The following is a 16385-nucleotide window of genomic DNA, read 5'->3' as shown; positions in this document are numbered from 1 at the left end:
GCTCCGAACGGTGCCGACTTGATCGTGAAATTCACGCTGATAACGTAGGCTGGCCGAATTTCAGTGGAAGGAAAGGCGGATGCAATACCGCCATCTCTATTACTTTGTGAGGATCGTCGAGGCCGGCAGTTTCTCGCAGGCGGCGAGGACCATCCATGTCGCTCAGCCTGCGTTGAGCCAGCAGATTGGCGAATTGGAAGCATCCCTGGGAGTTGCCCTGCTTCATAGAAGTGCACGGGGCATCAAGCCTACGGCTATGGGCCGGAGATTTTATGAAGAGGCTTCCGCAATTTTGCGTCGGTACGAAAACTTGCCGGCCCTGGTACGTTCGAGCATCGGCGATATCGAAGGGCTCGTAAACGTGGGAATGCCCGCGTCTCTGTCCACGACTCTTGTTGGGCCATTCATCGCGCAATGTCGCGCCGCGCATCCGAAGATTACGCTCAGATTCATCGACGGTGACAGCGAGTTCCTGCGCGAGGAAGTCGAAAAGAATCGTTTGGACCTCGCGTTTGCATTTGAAGACGAATTTTTTCCGGTGGTGCATCGGCAGCCACTTTTTCAGCAGAACCATTACCTGATAAGCAGTGTGTCCAGAGCAGTTACCTCTGCGACGACGATTTCTCTCGCCGAGGTCTCCAAGATTCCATTGATTTTGCCTGCCGGACTGAACGCGCGCCGCGTCGTCATTGAGCGTACTTTCGCCGAAGCAGGTCTCACGTTAAATATCGCTGCCGAGGCTGTTACAGTCGCGAGTGAACTTTCCGCCGTCCGCGCTGGTGCGGCAAGTACCATTCTCAATCTCGGCGATATGACTGGTTTCGGCGATTTTGCCGAGCCGGTGCTGATCGAACCGGCATTTTACCTGACCTGTTGTCTGATTTGGTCGAACGACGTTTCCCTGACGCTTGCGGCGGACAGTGTTCGGAAATTGCTCGCGCAATTTATAAAGGAACATATTGAGAGAACGAAACGCCCGGGTGCGGTTTGGCTTGCTTAAACCCACAGATCGCTGGATCTCATCCGTTGGATTGCGCTTGCCGCACGGCGCAGATGGGAAGATGTTGCTCAATCGCTTTTCGGCAGCAGACGCTCAGCTAGGACGCGGACTCATTAACGAGCAGCCAAACACGGATTGATGCGAGCTTGATGAAGGCTAGGTAGTTAGCCGCGAGTTTGTCGTATCGGGTCGCGACACGCCGATATTGCCTGATTTTGTTGAAGAACCGTTCGATCAAGTTTCGTGCGCGATACAGGTATGGGCTGAAGCAGATCGGGTCTTTGCGATTTCGTTTCGGTGGAATGTTCGCCCATGCTCCTTGCCGGCGGGCAAGCTCCCTGATCCAGTCCGCGTCATATCCACTGTCCGCAAGTAACATCGTTTGTGGCAGCATGGCGCTCAGGAGAACCGAACAAAGCCGATCGTCGTGGGCCTCACCGGGCGTGAGGGCGAGATGGACTGGCATCCCGTTAGTATCTACGACCGCGTGAATCTTGCTTGTCAGGCCGCCGCGCGATCGGCCCACATCTTATTGGTTGTTATCAGCGATTCAGGCTCCGTGCTGGTGCACGCGCACAATGGAAGTATCGATCATCTGCACCGTCGGGTCATGAGCTGCGGCCAGCGCATTCATGATCCGATCCCAAACGCCGGCCCGCCGCCACCGGACGAAGCGATTATAACAAGTGGTACGGGGACCATAGGTCTCCGGCAGATCGCGCCATGGTGCACCTGTGCGTAAAACCCAAAGGAACGACCTGATGGCAGTCCATTCAAAGTCAGTCAGTTCATACCGCATGATTCGACGCTCCGGTTTGGGCGCTTGAATCACGTCCAAACCGATGCCTTCAAAAGTTAAACTCGGACATCCCTCACTTCCGAGATTAGCCGCTAACCGGACATGCTGCCGACTGCCAAAATCGACGCGATTGACCCTGATGGAAGTAGGCCGCAGTAAACGACAAGGACAAGTGCCTAAAGCCAGCACACGCTTTCGGCGGGCTAGTTTTCCCTGCTAGGATGGGTCAAAGGCATGATGCGGCTGGCGGCATTCCGCCAACGGCAAACCAACCCTCGGGGAGATCTGGCATGAGCTACACCTATGATCTGAGTCCCGCCGCCAGTTTCGAAGACCGCTATAGTCAATTCGTTTCGTTCGGCATCCCGAAAGCAGATGTCGATACGTTGCGCGCCACGATCAAAGATATGTGGGCAGATTCGCCGGGCGGTTGGTCTTACGAATGGTCCGCATTCGCCCGGAAATATTTGGAAACGGGAAATCCGCTTCTCGCGTCGTTCGCCTACGGTTTTGCTATATTTCCCTGCCTTGCTAACGATGCGCGACGCAAGGCGCAGCAAAATCAGCTTGAATGCTACCTCAAGGCGGCACCGAGCTTCCCAGTCAAATTCGAGCGCAGAATACTCGCGATCCCCTATCAAGGCGGAACTGTGAGCACACCGGTGCATCTGTTTTCAGTGACAGGCCAGTATGCGAGCGCGCCGGTGCTGATTTACACCGGCGGCGTCGATACCTACAAAATGGGTCTGCACGCGATCTACGTGGCATTGGCCCAACGCCTCGGCATGACGATCTTGGGCTTCGACATTGCAGGCACGGGTGAAAGTACCATCCCGCTTTCGGTCAAAGGCGACGAGCTTGTGCTTGGTATCGTGAATGAAGCGCGCAAGCTCGGCAACGGCAAGGTCGCGCATCTGGGATTTTCGTTCGGCGGTAAACTCAGGCGCCGATACTTACGCTGGGCGCGGGGGGAACCGATGCGCTCCTTTTCAAGGACGACCCGCAATTCTGGTTCGAGATCTCCCGGCTATTTGGTGCGGCCGAATATGGCGGCGCTGAATTCGGCGAGGTCATCGCGATTGCCAAGAACATCAAGTCCGGCGACTACGACAGCTGGTACGATGCCCACAGCGCCTTTGCTGACAGGCTCGCCGACGAAGCAGAAAGCCAGCTCAAGAAGGGCCACAAGATCAGCGCCCGCGACAATTATCTGCGGGCGTCCAGCTACTATCGCAGCGCCGAGTTCTTCCTGCACGCCAACCCCCACGATCCGCGCATGAAGCGCGCCTTCGAGCGGACCACGGCTTGCTACAGGCAAGCCGCGGCCCTCTTCACGCCGGCGATCGAAGCCGTGGAAATCCCGTATGAAGGCACAACACTGCCGGGCTACTTCCATCCGGCCGGACCCTCGGATGCGCCGCGCAAAACCCTCATCCTGAACAATGGCTTCGACGGCTCTCCGGAGGAGATGCACTGGATGGGTGCGCGGGCCGCGGGCGAGCGGGGCTTCAACGTGCTGGTGTTCGATGGCCCCGGCCAGTTCGCCTCCGTCCACCGGCAAGGGCTACATTTCCGGGGCGATTGGGAGAAAGTAGTCACCCCGGTCGTCGACTATGCTCTGACGCGTAAAGACGTCGACCCGAAAAGGATTGCGCTCCATGGCGAAAGCCTTGGGGGCTACCTCGCGCCACGCGCCGCCGCGTTCGAACATCGCCTTGCGGCATGCATCGCCGATGATGGCGTCTACGACTACGGCATCGCGCAGCTCTCCAGCATTCCTGCGGACAAGCGCGAGGCGGTCGTCGCAGCCTTGTCCGCGCCGAGTGCGCCGCAACTCGACGCGATGCTCGAGAACGCCATGAAGACAAGCAGTGTCGCACGATGGGCGTTCACCCACGGCATGTATGCTTTCGGCGTCGACACCCCGCGCGCCTATCTGGCCGCGACGCAAGCCTTCCATATGCGCGATGGCGTCGCCGAGCAGATCAAATGCCCCACCTTGATATGCGATGCGGAGAAGGACCTTTTCTTCCAAGGTCAGGCCCAGCAGTTGTTCGACCACCTCACCTGTCCCAAGACTTTTATGATGTTCACCGACGCCGAGGGCGCAGGGGCTCATTGCGAGGCGGGCGCGAGCCGTCTTGCTTATGGCCGCATGTACGACTGGCTGGATGAGACCTTGTCCGCCGTGAAATAAGACGGCGCCGAGCAGGTTTACGGAGCTCTATGTTGGCGCCAAGATGATCGCTGGCACAAAGGCGGAGGGGGATGAGGATGGGTAAAGCCGCAGATAATGAGCAAATTAAACAAAAGGCCACGTGGCTGAACAATGTTTCCGTGAGTCTGTTCGTAGGTGGGTTCGCGATCCCTTATATTTCCCTGTTTCAGAAGAAGATCGAAACGGGCATATCCGATTTTGCAGCGGCAGGGACCGCGGTCCTGGTCTGGGCGGCTGCGGCCGTGTTCCGCTGGCGCGCGATTGCCGCGGTCAAGAAAATCCAGGATTGAAATCGTGCGCCGCAAATGGCTTCAGATTGCTCTTAGGGGATGGAAGCCGACCACATGGCATGGATTTCCGAGTTTGGTACTTTTCGGAAGTGCCGTGATGTCCGACTCGAGCCCGGAATGTGCGTCCCCGACGCCTCTGAATTTATGAGTTCACGCCCTAGTTGAGATCCATTCCAGGCCACGCATGTCTGGCTGACGCGATCGGTGTGCCATAAATTTCAGGAGGCAATCGTGGAGTGCCTCTGCTGCACCCGAGAGAGGCAAGTTTCCGGAACGGACGATCGAGCACGTGAGATGCATCGAAGGTTCAATTAAAACCGGCTTGACGAAGGCGTGCGGGCCGAAGTGCGACATATCACCGACCGGGAGAATTGTGCATCCAACCTCGTTACGAACAGCCCACATCTCGCTGCTGAGCGCATCGGCTTCCTGAACGACGCGATGGCTGAGCTTTGCATTCGCAAAAGTACGGTCAATGAGATCGCGGCGGCCGTTTCCCGGTGCAGGAAGGACAAGTGGCAAGTCGGCGAGTTCTCGAAGTGTGATCGTTTCCTTTCCCTCGATAAGCGGGGTCGCCGATATAACATACAGCCTTTGTCGAAACAAAGGTGTTCGAATGACCTGCGCCGCGAGCGCGTCTTCGTAAATGATCGCCAAGTCAAGAGTTGTCGACGTAATTCTATTCGCAAGCGACAAGCTGTCTCCGTCCGAGAGACGGACGTTGACTTTCGGCAGCGCCGATCGGCACTCCTCAAGAAGACCGCCAATTATCTTGGGTGCGAGCGAGATCGCAATTCCGAGATTTACCAAGCCTTTCATTTCGTCCTCGGGGGAGCGAATGACAAGCGGCAGTTGATCCAGTTGATGAAGAAGTCCGGTTGCTTCCTTATAGAGAGCCGTGCCAGCCGCAGTCGGGCGCACGCCACGGGCGCTGCGCTGCAGCAACGAGACGCCGAGTCGCTGTTCCAGTTCGGCGATTTGTTGACTGAGGGCCGGTTGGGCGACGTGAACCACCAGGGCAGCCTTGGAAAAGCTGCCTGCTTCCACGATTTTTACGAAATACCTAAGTTGACGAAATTGCATTCGACGCTGCCCAATATACGCCAGTATCAACCTAAAGCTGACGGTCGGCAAGGTGACCAAGTGAGCCCAGCGGTGCCGCTCTGGCCGAGCTTCCTGACTTGACTTTCGCAATCGCCGCGATAGTTCAACCGGCCAGCGGCCACGAACTGGGGCGCTTCGGGTGAATGCCGAGCGCGATCGGAAGGCTAAAACAGCGCGCGAGCAATCACACGCTGACCGCGGCATGGATGGCGCGGCAATGTTCAGCCAGGCTGCTGCGCGAGACCACGAATTCCTTCAATGGGGTCTTGATGTCGTAGAAGTAGATATTGGCGACAAAACCATAGATCGCCGCATCGATACTCGTCGGCTTGTCGCCATGCACATAGCCATGTGGCGGGACCAAGGTTGCGAGCGCAGCAAGGTCCGCGAGTCCGCGAGCCATCGCAGCCTCGGGCTCGAAGCGGCCGATGCCCTGGTAATAGTAACGCTGGGCGTTAAATTCCTTGGCTTTCATGAGCCCTTCGTCCGTAAGATTCGGATGCTCGTGCTTGAGCGCATCACGAAATTGGTGCCAATAGCGCTCATCTTTCCAGCGAGAATACGACATGGCCCAGTAGAGATCGTCGAGCGTGCGCGTGATCAGGAGATTGGTCGTTCGCTGCGCCGGCGACAACGCCGCGTCCAGCGTCACGCCGTATTTTATGGAAACATAGGAGATGATGGTATCGCTGTCGCCGACACGATCGTGGCCGTCGACGATGTAAGGCAGCTGTCCGCGCGGCGCATCGGACGCATCGAATATGTGCTCGTGTTGAAATGGCACACTGGCGAGCCTTAGAAAAGCGAACACCTTGAGACCATAGCCGTTGTTGTCGGCGACGCCGAACAGCGGCGGATAGGAATATAGCGTGAGCATGATGGTCCGTGCGTGAGTTAAACACCGCCCCAAGTTACTTCAAAAAGCGAACGCTGCAAGCCTGACAATCTGATGATTGGAGTTGGCCTGCGAAATGCGAACTGCTGACTCAATTTTTACTCTCAAGCAGATCGTCGATATCGATCGCGTTCTTGGCGGCATCGAAAACATCGTCTGGAATAGGCCCATGCCGTGAGAGATCCAGCATGTCCTGATTCTTGCGAACAAACGGCAACATGCGTCTTTCGCTGCGATCGAACGCGGCTGTAACGTTCTCCGGGCTCCGCGCCAGTTCTTTGGCGAGAACGAAAGCGCCGATCAGAGCCAAACTGGTGCCCTGTCCTGTGAAAGGCGATTGTCATTAAGCCGCATCGCCTACGAGCGTCACCCGGCCTTTCGAACAGCTTTCAATCCTCACCTGCGCCAAGGCACCGAAATAGAAATCCTCTGTTGCGAACATGGCTTGAATCAGGCGAGGAATGTCTCCGCCCAGATGACCGCATCGCTTCGCCACCAAAGCCTTTTGGGCGGCAACGCTGCCTCGGACGTCGTCTTCCGGAAGCTGTCCAAAGCCGAGGTTTACGCGGAGCTGTTTATTTTCCCTGGCCGGATATATTACATAACCGGAGGTTTCATCGCGATAGGCAATTTGCCAGTCTTGCAGGTTCAACAAATTTGGGGTCGTAAAGATCGAAAGCACGATGCCCAGCGGCCGAACGAAAGCAGTGTCATTGCCGAAAGCGAGATGCCGGGTGTTCGAGTAAACTCCGTCGGCTCCCACGACGAGGTCGAACCGTTGAGGTGCTGCTGTTTCGAAACTGACGGATACGCCTGTGTCGTCTTGTTGCAAGGCAGTGATTGTGTCGCCGTATCTATAAGATGCCGTTGGCTGGCTGGCGCTCAGGAGAAGCCCGGCGAGATCGTCGCGCAGGATCTCGATATCGCCGCTGTTGAACCTGCCTCCACTGATCGTCCGTTCTTCGGTGCGTGATACCTCCCGACCGTCGATATCTAGCGTCGACATTCCTTTCAGATGCGTTCGCATGGATGCGACTTGATCAAGCAAGCCCATTTCCTTGACGACCTTGAGCGCCGGCCCGCGGATGTCGATGGCCTGGCCTCCAGCGCGAGGGGCTTTCGCACGTTCTATCACAGTGACGTCGAAGCCGGCTTTGGAAAGCCAGTAAGCGAGGGTTGGCCCCGCAATACTGGCGCCTGATATCAGCACTTTCGACATGAGCTTACTCCTTCAAGCCTGAGCCAGACGGCGGGCAGGATAGTCAATTGTCAGTTGCCGCGGGGATCTGCGCGCTGCACTAGAGCGCGCAGTCGCTGGGCGCTGCTTCACCGGCGAACCTGTCTGCGATCCAGCGCACCACCGCCATCGTGCTTGCCTGAGCAGCGCGACCATGTCCGATGTTAGGCAGAATCATCATCCTGACCTTGCTCCCAGCCGCGCACAGTTTTTTCATGTAGTTCTCGGTGACCTCCGGCCGGATGATCTGGTCGGTCGTGCCCTGCGCCAGAAAGACGGGCAAGTCGGAAGGAAGCGGCCCCGGCGTATTCTTTTCCAGTAAGGAGTGCCAAGGTTCGATGTCGGCAGGGCCTTCTACCTTTAGAAAATGCTGTTCAAGGGGCCGCTCGGTTCGCTGCCTCTCCGCCAAGTCGAACGGGCCTTCGATGCATTCGCCCGCCAAGCGGTCGACCGTCGGCATCGCGACGGGATCGAGAATCTTATCCAGCGATGCGTTGTAGACGCGGTGCCATGACCACAGGGTCATCGCAGTAATGTTCTTGCCGCCGACCGAATTGATGTCGTCGTTCATGAGCGTGACAAGATCGGTTGCAGGGGCTGCCGCAGCGACTCCGAGCAATGTCAATTCCGGGGCGTAGGTCTTTGCAAGGAGCCCGGTGAACAAAGCGGCTTGGCCACCTTGCGAATGGCCCCACACGGTGAAGCGCTTTCCACCGCCGGCACCGGGCATTGTCCCGGCAACACGGACCGAATCGATCACGGCCCGGCCTTCACTGTCACCGACCAGGTAAGGATGGGTCTGGGGCGTACCAAGGCCCGGATAGTCGGTGGCTGCAACAACGTAGCCGTGCTCTATGAACGACCGCAGTCCCTGAATTTGCTGGAACAGGAACATCGCAAGCGACGGCGCACAAGCAGGCGTGACGCCTGACGTCGGATGCGCCCAGGCGACGATGGGGCGTCCGCCGGGCGGCGGATCGCCCTGTGGGATGATGACGACGCCCGAAACGAAGATCGGCTCTCCCTTCATTCCGGTCGACCGATAGAGGACACGATAGGCGGTGGCGCCGAGCGGCGCTCCCTCGATCGTCTCCTGGCGGACCAGCGTGCCCGGTTGACCGGCAAGCAGTGACCTCGGAGCGTCATAGAACGGAGTCTGCGCCGAAGCCGGGGCCGCAAAAAATGATAGCGGCAAGAAGGCTGCCGCAAGCATTAGCTTGCGACAGATCGAGAGCAGGCGGGCTGAACGGAGAAACAATTTCGATATCGATGTCATAGCTCACATCCCGTAGAGAAGTTTCAATTGGCCGCTGGCGCGGAGCGCAATGGTGATGCCGTCCGCGGGCAGATAGACCTTCTCGAGTTTCGCGGAATCGAGATGGCCTTCCATCCGGAAGCCGTCCTTTAGCGGACGCGTCAGCTTGCTGTTCGCGGCATTGAGAAGGTTCTGGTAAGCCACGCCATAGTCCGCGCTCACTTTGCTTTGCAACTGCGCCACGATGGGGTCGATGATGGGTGACAGCTCCTCGTCAGTGGAGATGACGCCGAGACCGGACAAGCGTACGGCGTGGCCATCGGCGTCGACTTGAAGCGCGGCGGTCAGATAGACCCAACGCCCGGCGTTCGGGTCGCTGTCGGCACTGTTGGCGATGCGAAGACCGACCACCAGCTTGCCCGCAGAGGGGTAGACGTCGATGTCGTGGACGGACAGGCCCGCCACCGGCGGGTGCATGGCGATCGCCTGGGTGATCTTGTCCCTCAGCACGTCATAACCGACATGGACCGGCAGAATCACGTCGAACGATCCCGGCTCGCTGACCTCATGACCTAGCGCCGGCAAGGACGTCGGCGTCACGTTCGCCGGCTGCTGCCCAACCACCGTAGAGGCCGAGCCGGACAGCTCGAGCGATCCGCTCAACACGGTTGAACTCGCCCGAACGCCAGCGAACGCGACGCTTTGCGGGGCCAGCTGCAGCCACACCGGCGGGTTTTCTGAGAGTTGCACCGGCGTGAAAGCGTGCTGCCATGCGGCCTCAGCCTTGGCGTGGAGGTCGAGCCGCCTTGCGGCAGCGAGAGCCCGTTCGCGAACGTGCGCAAGCTGCTCGTGGATGCGCGGTTCGGCATATTTCGAAAGCTGAATTTCGCGACCCAGGACATGCATCACCGGCGGCGCGCTCCAGTGAAAGCCGTCACTGAAATTCAAATCGACCGACCAGTCCTTTGTCAGTTCCGGGCGAGCTTCCGCCTCGATGGTGGCGCTGGCCTCGGTCTGGCCATGGATTCGGGACGTGAACCGGTTGGCGCCTTGGCCCTCAAGCGCGCCATAGATCGGCACCGAACCGTAGACGCGATCGCCGCGGCCATAGAGGGACACCGGGCCGGATCGGTTGACGTAACCGTAGATGTCGCAATTCGCGTTGACCCGGAAAAACAGCACGCGCCGATGTACGCAGCTCACCTGCTCGTCGATCGATGCAAGCCGCTGCGGAATGTCTGCCTCGATATCCGACGCCAGGGTTCGCAATCCGAATTCGACAGTCGCCGAAATGCGGGAGTCCGTTGAAAAGGGGGCGACCGTGTCGGGAGAAACAGGCGGCTTGTCGGCAGCGAACGCGTGGGAGCCGAATCCCAAAAGAGCTAGCGCCGCCAGGCTTGCGCAAGTCGATCGGGTTGCGGCCGAACGGCCGCGGCGATTTCGCGGGATCGAAGTTGATGTCATGATGAAGCACCTTGTTGGTTTGAAGCTTGGCGCCACAAATGACCGAGGGTCGCACCGAAAACAAATACGGCTTTGATATGCAGGTATCGCAGAGACATATGGCCAGAGAATTTTCGGGCAGCCGTTTGGAAAATCAACGCGTTACAGCGTGAGGGGCACCGCGATTGAGGCTTAATGCGCGCGTCCCGCGATACGTCGGGTTCGCTGCGGTATCGGAGCCATGAGCAACAGTACGGCCATCCCAAGCGCGCCTCCGATCACCGTCTCCCACAAGCGCGCGAGCAGGATGGCGACCGAATACTCACCGCTTGCGGCCATGGTGGCAATCAAAGCGAAGGCATAGGCGCCGCTGGCGATGTCGTAATGTTCCGGTAACGCAATAGCGTAGATGACCATCGCGGCTGCGGCCGCGAACCAGATTCCCAACGGCGCCTGAGCGGCAAACGGCAGGCAGGCAATCGCCAATGGGACGCCAATCGAAGTGCCGATGATCCGCCGGCGGACGCGTTCGATCGTTCCTGGTGTAGAATCAGCGACTACATATGTGCATGCGGCGATGGCCCACGCCGATTCCGTCAGACCGACGAAGTGACCGAGAATGACGATAGCCAGGGAGGCTATCGCGGCTTGCGTTCCCATGAAGAGCTCGGAAAAAATGGAGAGGGCGGCGTTCTTCTTTATGGAAGGCAAAGGCGCGATGACCGGCTGCTCGGCCGGACCGCTGAGCATTCTCGGAACGACCGACGCCAGAATAGCCAGCGCAACGGCCAGAACGATGGTACCAACATCGACACTCCTCGCACCAACGTTGTAGGCGAGGAGTTGTCCGATGAAGAGCTGCGAGCCTAGTCCGGCTCCGCGGATGCCGAATTTTTTGAAAAACCCGACGCAGAAACTGCCCGAAATCAACGTCAATTCGGACCAGTTTGATCCGAGGAGGGGTGCGAGAACGATGTAACTCGCGGCTCCTACTCCCGCGGCGACGCACAGCAAAACCAGGTCGACGGCGGATTCATAACGCGTCGTCCGGCCTTCTGACACGCTTGCCCAAAGCGCAAAGCCGGCTGCGAGCGGCCCGAGGGACGTTGCGTGCCCGTGCGCGATTTGCGGAACCGTAGCAAGGAGGACAGCGAGGCCAAATGCTGTCACGAGCCGCAGCCCCTTGATACGGCGATGTGTGCCGGGGTCGATCTGGTTGAACCAGCCGTCGATCGAGATCAAAAGCTGTTGCATGCTGCGTCACGAACCACTGGAGGCAACTTAATCCGCCTGCGCCGCCCCGGGCGCCCTCACTGGGTCAACCGGAACGGCACGACGAATGCTTCATCATTTCCAGGAGCCGTTGGGCAACCGGCCATGATAGGGCGTGTTGCGGCAATGGCCCCACGGGCCGCGCCAGTAGCCGGGAGGGCAGCCATTTCCGTTGCGATATGCGCCGTAGTAGCCGCCCGGATACGGCCCGTAACCGAACCGGTGGCAGGCGCCACCCGGCCCGCGATATTGGTTAGGTCCGCATCCGTCGGCGGCGGCGGCAGGCTGCGTCATCATGAGCGCCGATCCCACAGCCAATGCTGCGATCGCGCCCAATATCGAAGTCATCTTGAACATTTTTCTCTCCTTTTATTTCAATTCGAATCTTGCCGCCGTCCGGGCGGCTCAATCGATGGCCGCGAAATAGGCGCCCTCGCTCGACGGCACAAATACGACTTCGATATGCAGGTATCGGCGATCGCGATGGCATGCCGCGAACGGGTACGACTGCGCTCATCGGTCGAGCGATAAGCGAAGACGATAGCTGCATAGCGAGACGATATTTGTGTTTCGACGGCAGCCGGTGTTTTTCGCGGCTCATCCGCCATGAAGGCGGTGTTCATTCTCAATCACAGGAGCACAAGATGAAAAAGAACAGGCGGGCAATCACTGTCATTGGCGGCACGCTGGTCGTAGCGGCAATGGCTTTCACTACCCCGGTGTTCGCCGCGGGAACGCCTCAACAGCGCGCCGCATGCATGGGAGACGCGTTTCGGTTCTGCCGCGAGGACATTCCGAACGTCGGCAAGATCGAGGCTTGTTTGCTTCAAAACCGTGAGCGGCTTCATCCTGCCTGCCAGGCCGAATTCGACAACGTCGGCTCCAGCCGTCTTCAGCCCGAACACTTCCGGTAATAGAAGATGATCGGTCCTGAGCGCGATATCGCCGGCGCCTTCCTTCTCGTCTATGCCGGGCTTTTTCCCGTGGTCAATCCGCTTGGGGCGGCGCCGATGTTCCTGTCGCTGACCCGCGATGCGGCCGGAGACGATCGCAACAAGCTCGCATTGAGCGTCGCGATCAACAGCTTCCTTCTGCTGCTCGGCGCGATGCTCTTCGGCTCCTATATCCTGCAATTCTTTGGCGTCACGATCCCGGCCGTGCGCGTCGCGGGCGGGGCGCTGGTGGCGTTCATGCGCTGGAATCTCCTCAATGGCGGTGATCGTCCGACTGCCGAATCATCGCCGGAGATCGGTCCATCGCGCGTCGCGCACGACAGCTTTTATCCGTTAACGCTGCCGCTGACGGTGGGCCCCGGCTCGATATCCGTCGCCTTGACGATCGGCGCTCACCACGCGAACCGAACCGACACGGCGCATGTCGTGCTCGTGCTTTGCTCCGCATTGCTCGGGCTGTTGGCGCTGGCGTTGACGATCTACCTGACATACCGATTCGCCTCGCCGCTGGCGCGATGTCTCGGTAGCGCAGGCGTCAACGTGCTGGTGCGGCTGTCCGCCTTCATTCTGGTCTGTATCGGTGTTCAGATCGCCTGGGGCGGCCTGACCGAGTTGATCGGAAGTCTGCACGACGCGTCCTTGCCCAATCTGCAAGGCACGGCTCTGCTCGCTCTGTGAGCCATCGCGGACGCGGATGCCGGTATATCGAAGCCATATTTGTGTTGGGACAATCGCCGGATCATTGATGCGGCACCGCGATTTGCCGGAGTAGCATGATGACGATCGACGATATCTATATCTCCCGGCTGCTCCGGGAATTGCAGCGATCGGGCCGCACCGCGGTCGTCCGTCATGATGGAGTGGACATCTCCGGCGACATATTTCGTTCGTCGATTTTCCGGTTTGCAAGGGTTTTGCGGGATCTGGGAATCGGCCGCGGCACGCTGCTTGGGATGTTTGCGCCGAACCGTCCGGAAGCGCTCGCGCTTCGCTATGCGGCCCATGTTCTTGGTGCAGCGACGGTTTATCTCTCGGCGCCTGCAACGGATGGCCAGCGTCAGGCTCTAATCGAACGGATCGCGCCGGATATGCTGGTCGTGTTTCCAGAGACCGCCCGGTATCTCGTCGATGCGGTCGATGTTCGCTATGCTACGGTCGGTTTCGACAAGGCCGGTTCGATTGGCCGGTTGGATGCCCTGGCGCAGACAGCGTCGGCTGATCCGTTTCCGGTCGCGGCTGACCCGAACGACCTCGCGACTGTGTCGTCCTCGGGCGGCTCGACCGGCGTCCCAAAAGGCAGTTGCCGCAGCTTTGCTCGCTACACCACGATGGTCAGCGCGCCAAGTCCCAGAGATCGTGTGCAGTTGATCAACGGGCCGCTCGCTTATATCTCTCAGGTCCTGGTCGACATCACCCTGCTGGGAGGCGGCAAGGTCGTTCTCCGTGCGGCATATGAAGCGGTCGACACGCTCTCAACCATCGAAGCGGAAAAGGTCACCGATCTGTTTCTGGTCGAGCCGCAGCTGTTCGATCTGATGGACAACGCGGGGCTCAAATCTTACGACCTGTCATCTCTTCGTTCATTGACACATGTCGGTGCTTCGGCGCCGCGAACGCTCCGGCTGCGGGCCCGTGAGCGGCTGGGACCGATCGTCGGGCACGTCTATGGTGCCAGCGAAATGGGCCTGGTGAGCGTCCTTGCGCCGATGGATTATGATGTGACGCGATCGGGGTTCTTGACGTCGGCCGGTCGGGTTCTTCCTGGCGTAGGCGTTCGCTTGCGCCGCGCTGACGGCCGTTTGGCCGATGCTGGTGAGGCCGGCATCATCGAAGTGCATTCACCGGCCATGGCTAGTGGCTATCGCAACAACCCTGATTTGACCGCACAACATTTTCGCGACGGATGGTACATCACCGGTGATCTTGGCCGCTTCGATCAGGATATGCTTTTGCATATCCTCGGCCGTGCGGCAGATATTCAAGATGTGAACGGCGTCCTAGTTGGTCCAACCGACATCGAAGATGCGCTGTGCCGGCTTCCCGCGATCCGCAATGCTGTCGTGGTCAGAAATCTCGAAGCGCAACTCACGATCGCTGCCGTGATCGCCTGGCCGGGTATGTCGGTCGCGGCGAAAGAATGCCGCCAGGCCGTTTCGGATCGCTTTGGCAACTCCGTAGCCAAATCGCTTGTGGTGCTTGCGGTCGACAGCATACCGCTTACGGAGCAGGGCAAGCCCGATCGGGCCGCGATCAAGCAGCTGGCGAGCTGCCTGCTGGCTGCCTGACCGCGTCAGGGGCTGTGATCTTCAACTGCCGTCGGATGATGAACAGGCCGGCTGGTTGAGCCGCGCCGGAACGGTCCGGCTTGATCTGATGGTTCTGGCCTTGAGTCTTCTACGTTGGCATCTCGCGGCTGCCAGACAAGCGCAACCGCAACGGCGCGCCTGTCTCCTGTCTTTCTGAGGTGGTATCAGTAGCCGCCGCCGCCATGTTGATTGGCAAACTGTATGCCGGCCTGTGTTTCAGCCATGGCTTGCCGCACCAGGTTCATCGCCCGCTCGCGGTGTCCGCCCTTGTTCGGCGTCGACTCCTGCAACGACTGGAGCGCTTCCTGGAGCGAGCCCAGTGCGCGTTCCATGTTGCCCTGATAAGCCTCGGCAGATTTCACGGTCGCGGCGAACAGCCCGATTGTGGCCCGCGGCGGGAGATTTTGGTATCGATCATTGTCGTTTTCCTTTTGCAAGATTTCAGCGCAGTGGCTCCGCAGACAAAATGTCCGGTCGCGTTGCGTGGCGCTTCAGTCGCCGAAAAGGCGCTTTGGAGCAAATACGGTTTGAGTATGTGGTCATAGGTACCGCCGATGGCGAGGCCATAGCGGCGAGCGGCCATCCGATGCGATCCATCGCTTGCGCCGATACCTGCATATCGAAGCCATATTTGTTTTTGACCGCATACCGGATCATTCCTCTGCCCGTGGCGATGCGGCACTTCTTCCACGCGTCGTTTTTTGCTGAGGAGATGGGGAAATGTCACGGCTGGTCATCGATCTTTTACGGCCTTATCGCGCATGGCTCACGATTGTGTTGGCCGCCATGCTTGTCGAGATTGCGATGGGACTTGCCGTACCCTGGCCACTGAAGCTTGTGATCGACAATGCTCTTAACGATCATCACCTCCCGCACTGGCTGGACTGGGCGCACCAATATGCGGGATTCGGCCGGCACACGCTTGGCGTCGCGTTATTTGCCGGCGTCGCCACGCTGGTGATCGCGATCGTCGGGGCCATCGCGAGCTATATCGACAATTATTTCACGACCAGCGCCGGCCAATGGGTCGCAAATGACCTGCGCTTGCGGATTTACGAGCACCTGCACCGGCTTTCGCTGCGTTATTACGACCATGCCAAGGTAGGAACGCTGGTTTCGACGATCACCAGCGATGTCGCCACCATTCAGGATTTCGCCTCGTCATCGACACTGTCGATCGTCGTCGACCTCTTGACGATCCTGTTCATGGTGGCGTTGATGTTCTGGCTTGAGTGGGACTTTACGCTGATCGCGGTTGGGTTCGCACCCATGCTTTTGTTGTTCATCTTCCATTTCAAGAAGATCGTAAAGGACGCTACGCGTGCGGTTCGTGTCCGGCAAAGCGAATTGCTGTCGATCGTGCAGCGAGGGCTGGGGTCGATTCGCGTGACCAAGGCGTTTGGCCGTCAGGAGCTCGAGCTGGCGCACCTCGAACAAGCCAGCCATGCGACAGTAGCCGCCGCGTTGCGCGCGCGCAAAATCAAATCGATGATGTCCCCGATCGTCAATATTGTCGTCGCCATCTGTACGGCAATCGTGCTCTGCCGAGGCACTTCCTTGATAGTCACGGGCAACATGACCGCGGGCGCGCTGACGGTTTACCTCGCTTATCT

17 protein-coding genes and 1 pseudogene are annotated in these 16385 nt (G+C 59.0%); 8 read left to right on the top strand and 10 right to left on the bottom strand.

All coding sequences use genetic code 11. The annotated features are described in order from the left end of the window. The first annotated feature begins 79 nt into the window (after window positions 1–79). A complete protein-coding gene (locus ABSE61_RS33220; protein ID WP_423875407.1) occupies window positions 80–1000 on the top strand; it encodes a LysR family transcriptional regulator in 921 nt (306 codons plus the stop codon). A 97-nt stretch (window positions 1001–1097) separates the two neighbouring features. On the opposite strand, the pseudogene ABSE61_RS33215 reads toward ABSE61_RS33220, so the two are convergent. Then, window positions 1098–1799: pseudogene (locus ABSE61_RS33215) on the bottom strand (IS5 family transposase). Window positions 1800–2089: 290 nt separating this feature from the next. Here ABSE61_RS33215 and ABSE61_RS33210 point away from each other — a divergent pair. The 3 genes from ABSE61_RS33210 to ABSE61_RS33200 all read left to right on the top strand — a co-directional run bounded on the left by ABSE61_RS33210 (window position 2090) and on the right by ABSE61_RS33200 (window position 4307). Beyond that, complete coding sequence (locus ABSE61_RS33210) at window positions 2090–3079, top strand: alpha/beta hydrolase (protein ID WP_423875406.1); 990 nt, start codon at window positions 2090–2092, stop codon at window positions 3077–3079. Then, window positions 2989–3996 carry an alpha/beta hydrolase family protein gene (locus ABSE61_RS33205; RefSeq protein ID WP_490338384.1) on the top strand — a complete coding sequence of 336 codons (1008 nt, stop codon included), beginning with the start codon at window positions 2989–2991 and terminating at the stop codon, window positions 3994–3996. The genes ABSE61_RS33210 and ABSE61_RS33205 overlap by 91 nt, the downstream gene beginning before the upstream one ends. Window positions 3997–4073: 77 nt before the next feature. Next, window positions 4074–4307, top strand: a complete 234-nt coding sequence (locus tag ABSE61_RS33200) for a hypothetical protein (protein WP_423875404.1) — start codon at window positions 4074–4076, stop codon at window positions 4305–4307. Window positions 4308–4457: 150 nt separating this feature from the next. On the opposite strand, the gene ABSE61_RS33195 is transcribed toward ABSE61_RS33200, so the two are convergent. The 8 genes from ABSE61_RS33195 to ABSE61_RS33160 all read right to left on the bottom strand — a co-directional run bounded on the left by ABSE61_RS33195 (window position 4458) and on the right by ABSE61_RS33160 (window position 11870). After that, window positions 4458–5390 (bottom strand): LysR substrate-binding domain-containing protein, encoded by a 933-nt coding sequence (locus ABSE61_RS33195; RefSeq protein WP_423875403.1) that lies wholly within the window; start codon window positions 5388–5390, stop codon window positions 4458–4460. 205 nt (window positions 5391–5595) lie between these two features. Beyond that, a complete protein-coding gene (locus ABSE61_RS33190; protein WP_423875402.1) occupies window positions 5596–6288 on the bottom strand; it encodes a glutathione S-transferase C-terminal domain-containing protein in 693 nt (230 codons plus the stop codon). 109 nt (window positions 6289–6397) lie between these two features. Next, window positions 6398–6616: a hypothetical protein gene (locus ABSE61_RS33185; RefSeq protein WP_423875400.1), complete on the bottom strand. Its 219-nt coding sequence runs from the start codon at window positions 6614–6616 to the stop codon at window positions 6398–6400. 33 nt (window positions 6617–6649) lie between these two features. Further along, a complete protein-coding gene (locus tag ABSE61_RS33180) occupies window positions 6650–7525 on the bottom strand; it encodes an FAD-dependent monooxygenase (RefSeq protein ID WP_423875399.1) in 876 nt (291 codons plus the stop codon). Window positions 7526–7604: 79 nt separating this feature from the next. Beyond that, window positions 7605–8819, bottom strand: coding sequence for an alpha/beta fold hydrolase (locus ABSE61_RS33175; RefSeq protein WP_423875398.1), 1215 nt, complete (start codon window positions 8817–8819; stop codon window positions 7605–7607). Window positions 8820–8822: 3 nt separating this feature from the next. After that, the gene (locus tag ABSE61_RS33170; protein WP_423875397.1) at window positions 8823–10262 is read right to left on the bottom strand and encodes a DUF4403 family protein; all 1440 of its coding nucleotides are present in this window, start codon (window positions 10260–10262) and stop codon (window positions 8823–8825) included. Window positions 10263–10433: 171 nt separating this feature from the next. Then, window positions 10434–11495 (bottom strand): FUSC family protein, encoded by a 1062-nt coding sequence (locus ABSE61_RS33165; protein WP_423875396.1) that lies wholly within the window; start codon window positions 11493–11495, stop codon window positions 10434–10436. Window positions 11496–11588: 93 nt separating this feature from the next. Beyond that, window positions 11589–11870 carry a hypothetical protein gene (locus tag ABSE61_RS33160; protein ID WP_423875395.1) on the bottom strand — a complete coding sequence of 94 codons (282 nt, stop codon included), beginning with the start codon at window positions 11868–11870 and terminating at the stop codon, window positions 11589–11591. A 206-nt stretch (window positions 11871–12076) separates the two neighbouring features. Between ABSE61_RS33160 and ABSE61_RS33155 the strand changes: the two genes are divergently transcribed. From ABSE61_RS33155 to ABSE61_RS33145, 3 genes are all read left to right on the top strand, one after another. Continuing rightward, complete coding sequence (locus ABSE61_RS33155; protein ID WP_423875394.1) at window positions 12077–12427, top strand: hypothetical protein; 351 nt, start codon at window positions 12077–12079, stop codon at window positions 12425–12427. Between the two features lie 6 nt (window positions 12428–12433). Then, a complete protein-coding gene (locus tag ABSE61_RS33150) occupies window positions 12434–13144 on the top strand; it encodes a MarC family protein (protein ID WP_423875393.1) in 711 nt (236 codons plus the stop codon). A 95-nt stretch (window positions 13145–13239) separates the two neighbouring features. Further along, on the top strand, window positions 13240–14751 hold the full coding sequence (locus tag ABSE61_RS33145) for a class I adenylate-forming enzyme family protein (protein WP_423875392.1): 1512 nt from the start codon (window positions 13240–13242) through the stop codon (window positions 14749–14751). Between the two features lie 185 nt (window positions 14752–14936). Here ABSE61_RS33145 and ABSE61_RS33140 read toward each other — a convergent pair whose 3' ends face one another. Further along, window positions 14937–15209 (bottom strand): hypothetical protein, encoded by a 273-nt coding sequence (locus ABSE61_RS33140; protein ID WP_423875391.1) that lies wholly within the window; start codon window positions 15207–15209, stop codon window positions 14937–14939. Between the two features lie 283 nt (window positions 15210–15492). On the opposite strand from ABSE61_RS33140, the gene ABSE61_RS33135 reads away from it, so the two are divergent. Next, window positions 15493–16385 (top strand): ABC transporter ATP-binding protein (locus ABSE61_RS33135; protein ID WP_423875390.1); only part of this gene is annotated, 893 nt, incomplete at its 3' end.

The sequence above is a fragment of the Bradyrhizobium sp. genome (assembly GCF_049519115.1).
Classification (GTDB): Bacteria; Pseudomonadota; Alphaproteobacteria; order Rhizobiales; family Xanthobacteraceae; genus Bradyrhizobium.
The sequence above is the reverse complement of the archived record's forward strand: the minus strand, read 5'-3'. Positions and strand labels throughout refer to the sequence as shown.

Bases quoted from the DNA above. Each gene is read 5' to 3' on its own strand.
- ABSE61_RS33220 (WP_423875407.1), top strand. From the start codon at position 80: ATGCAATACCGCCATCTCTATTACTTTGTGAGGATCGTCGAGGCCGGC.
- ABSE61_RS33210 (WP_423875406.1), top strand. From the start codon at position 2,090: ATGAGCTACACCTATGATCTGAGTCCCGCCGCCAGTTTCGAAGACCGC.
- ABSE61_RS33200 (WP_423875404.1), top strand. From the start codon at position 4,074: ATGGGTAAAGCCGCAGATAATGAGCAAATTAAACAAAAGGCCACGTGG.
- ABSE61_RS33195 (WP_423875403.1), bottom strand. From the start codon at position 5,390: ATGCAATTTCGTCAACTTAGGTATTTCGTAAAAATCGTGGAAGCAGGC.
- ABSE61_RS33190 (WP_423875402.1), bottom strand. From the start codon at position 6,288: ATGCTCACGCTATATTCCTATCCGCCGCTGTTCGGCGTCGCCGACAAC.
- ABSE61_RS33180 (WP_423875399.1), bottom strand. From the start codon at position 7,525: ATGTCGAAAGTGCTGATATCAGGCGCCAGTATTGCGGGGCCAACCCTC.
- ABSE61_RS33175 (WP_423875398.1), bottom strand. From the start codon at position 8,819: ATGACATCGATATCGAAATTGTTTCTCCGTTCAGCCCGCCTGCTCTCG.
- ABSE61_RS33170 (WP_423875397.1), bottom strand. From the start codon at position 10,262: ATGACATCAACTTCGATCCCGCGAAATCGCCGCGGCCGTTCGGCCGCA.
- ABSE61_RS33165 (WP_423875396.1), bottom strand. From the start codon at position 11,495: ATGCAACAGCTTTTGATCTCGATCGACGGCTGGTTCAACCAGATCGAC.
- ABSE61_RS33160 (WP_423875395.1), bottom strand. From the start codon at position 11,870: ATGTTCAAGATGACTTCGATATTGGGCGCGATCGCAGCATTGGCTGTG.
- ABSE61_RS33150 (WP_423875393.1), top strand. From the start codon at position 12,434: ATGATCGGTCCTGAGCGCGATATCGCCGGCGCCTTCCTTCTCGTCTAT.
- ABSE61_RS33145 (WP_423875392.1), top strand. From the start codon at position 13,240: ATGATGACGATCGACGATATCTATATCTCCCGGCTGCTCCGGGAATTG.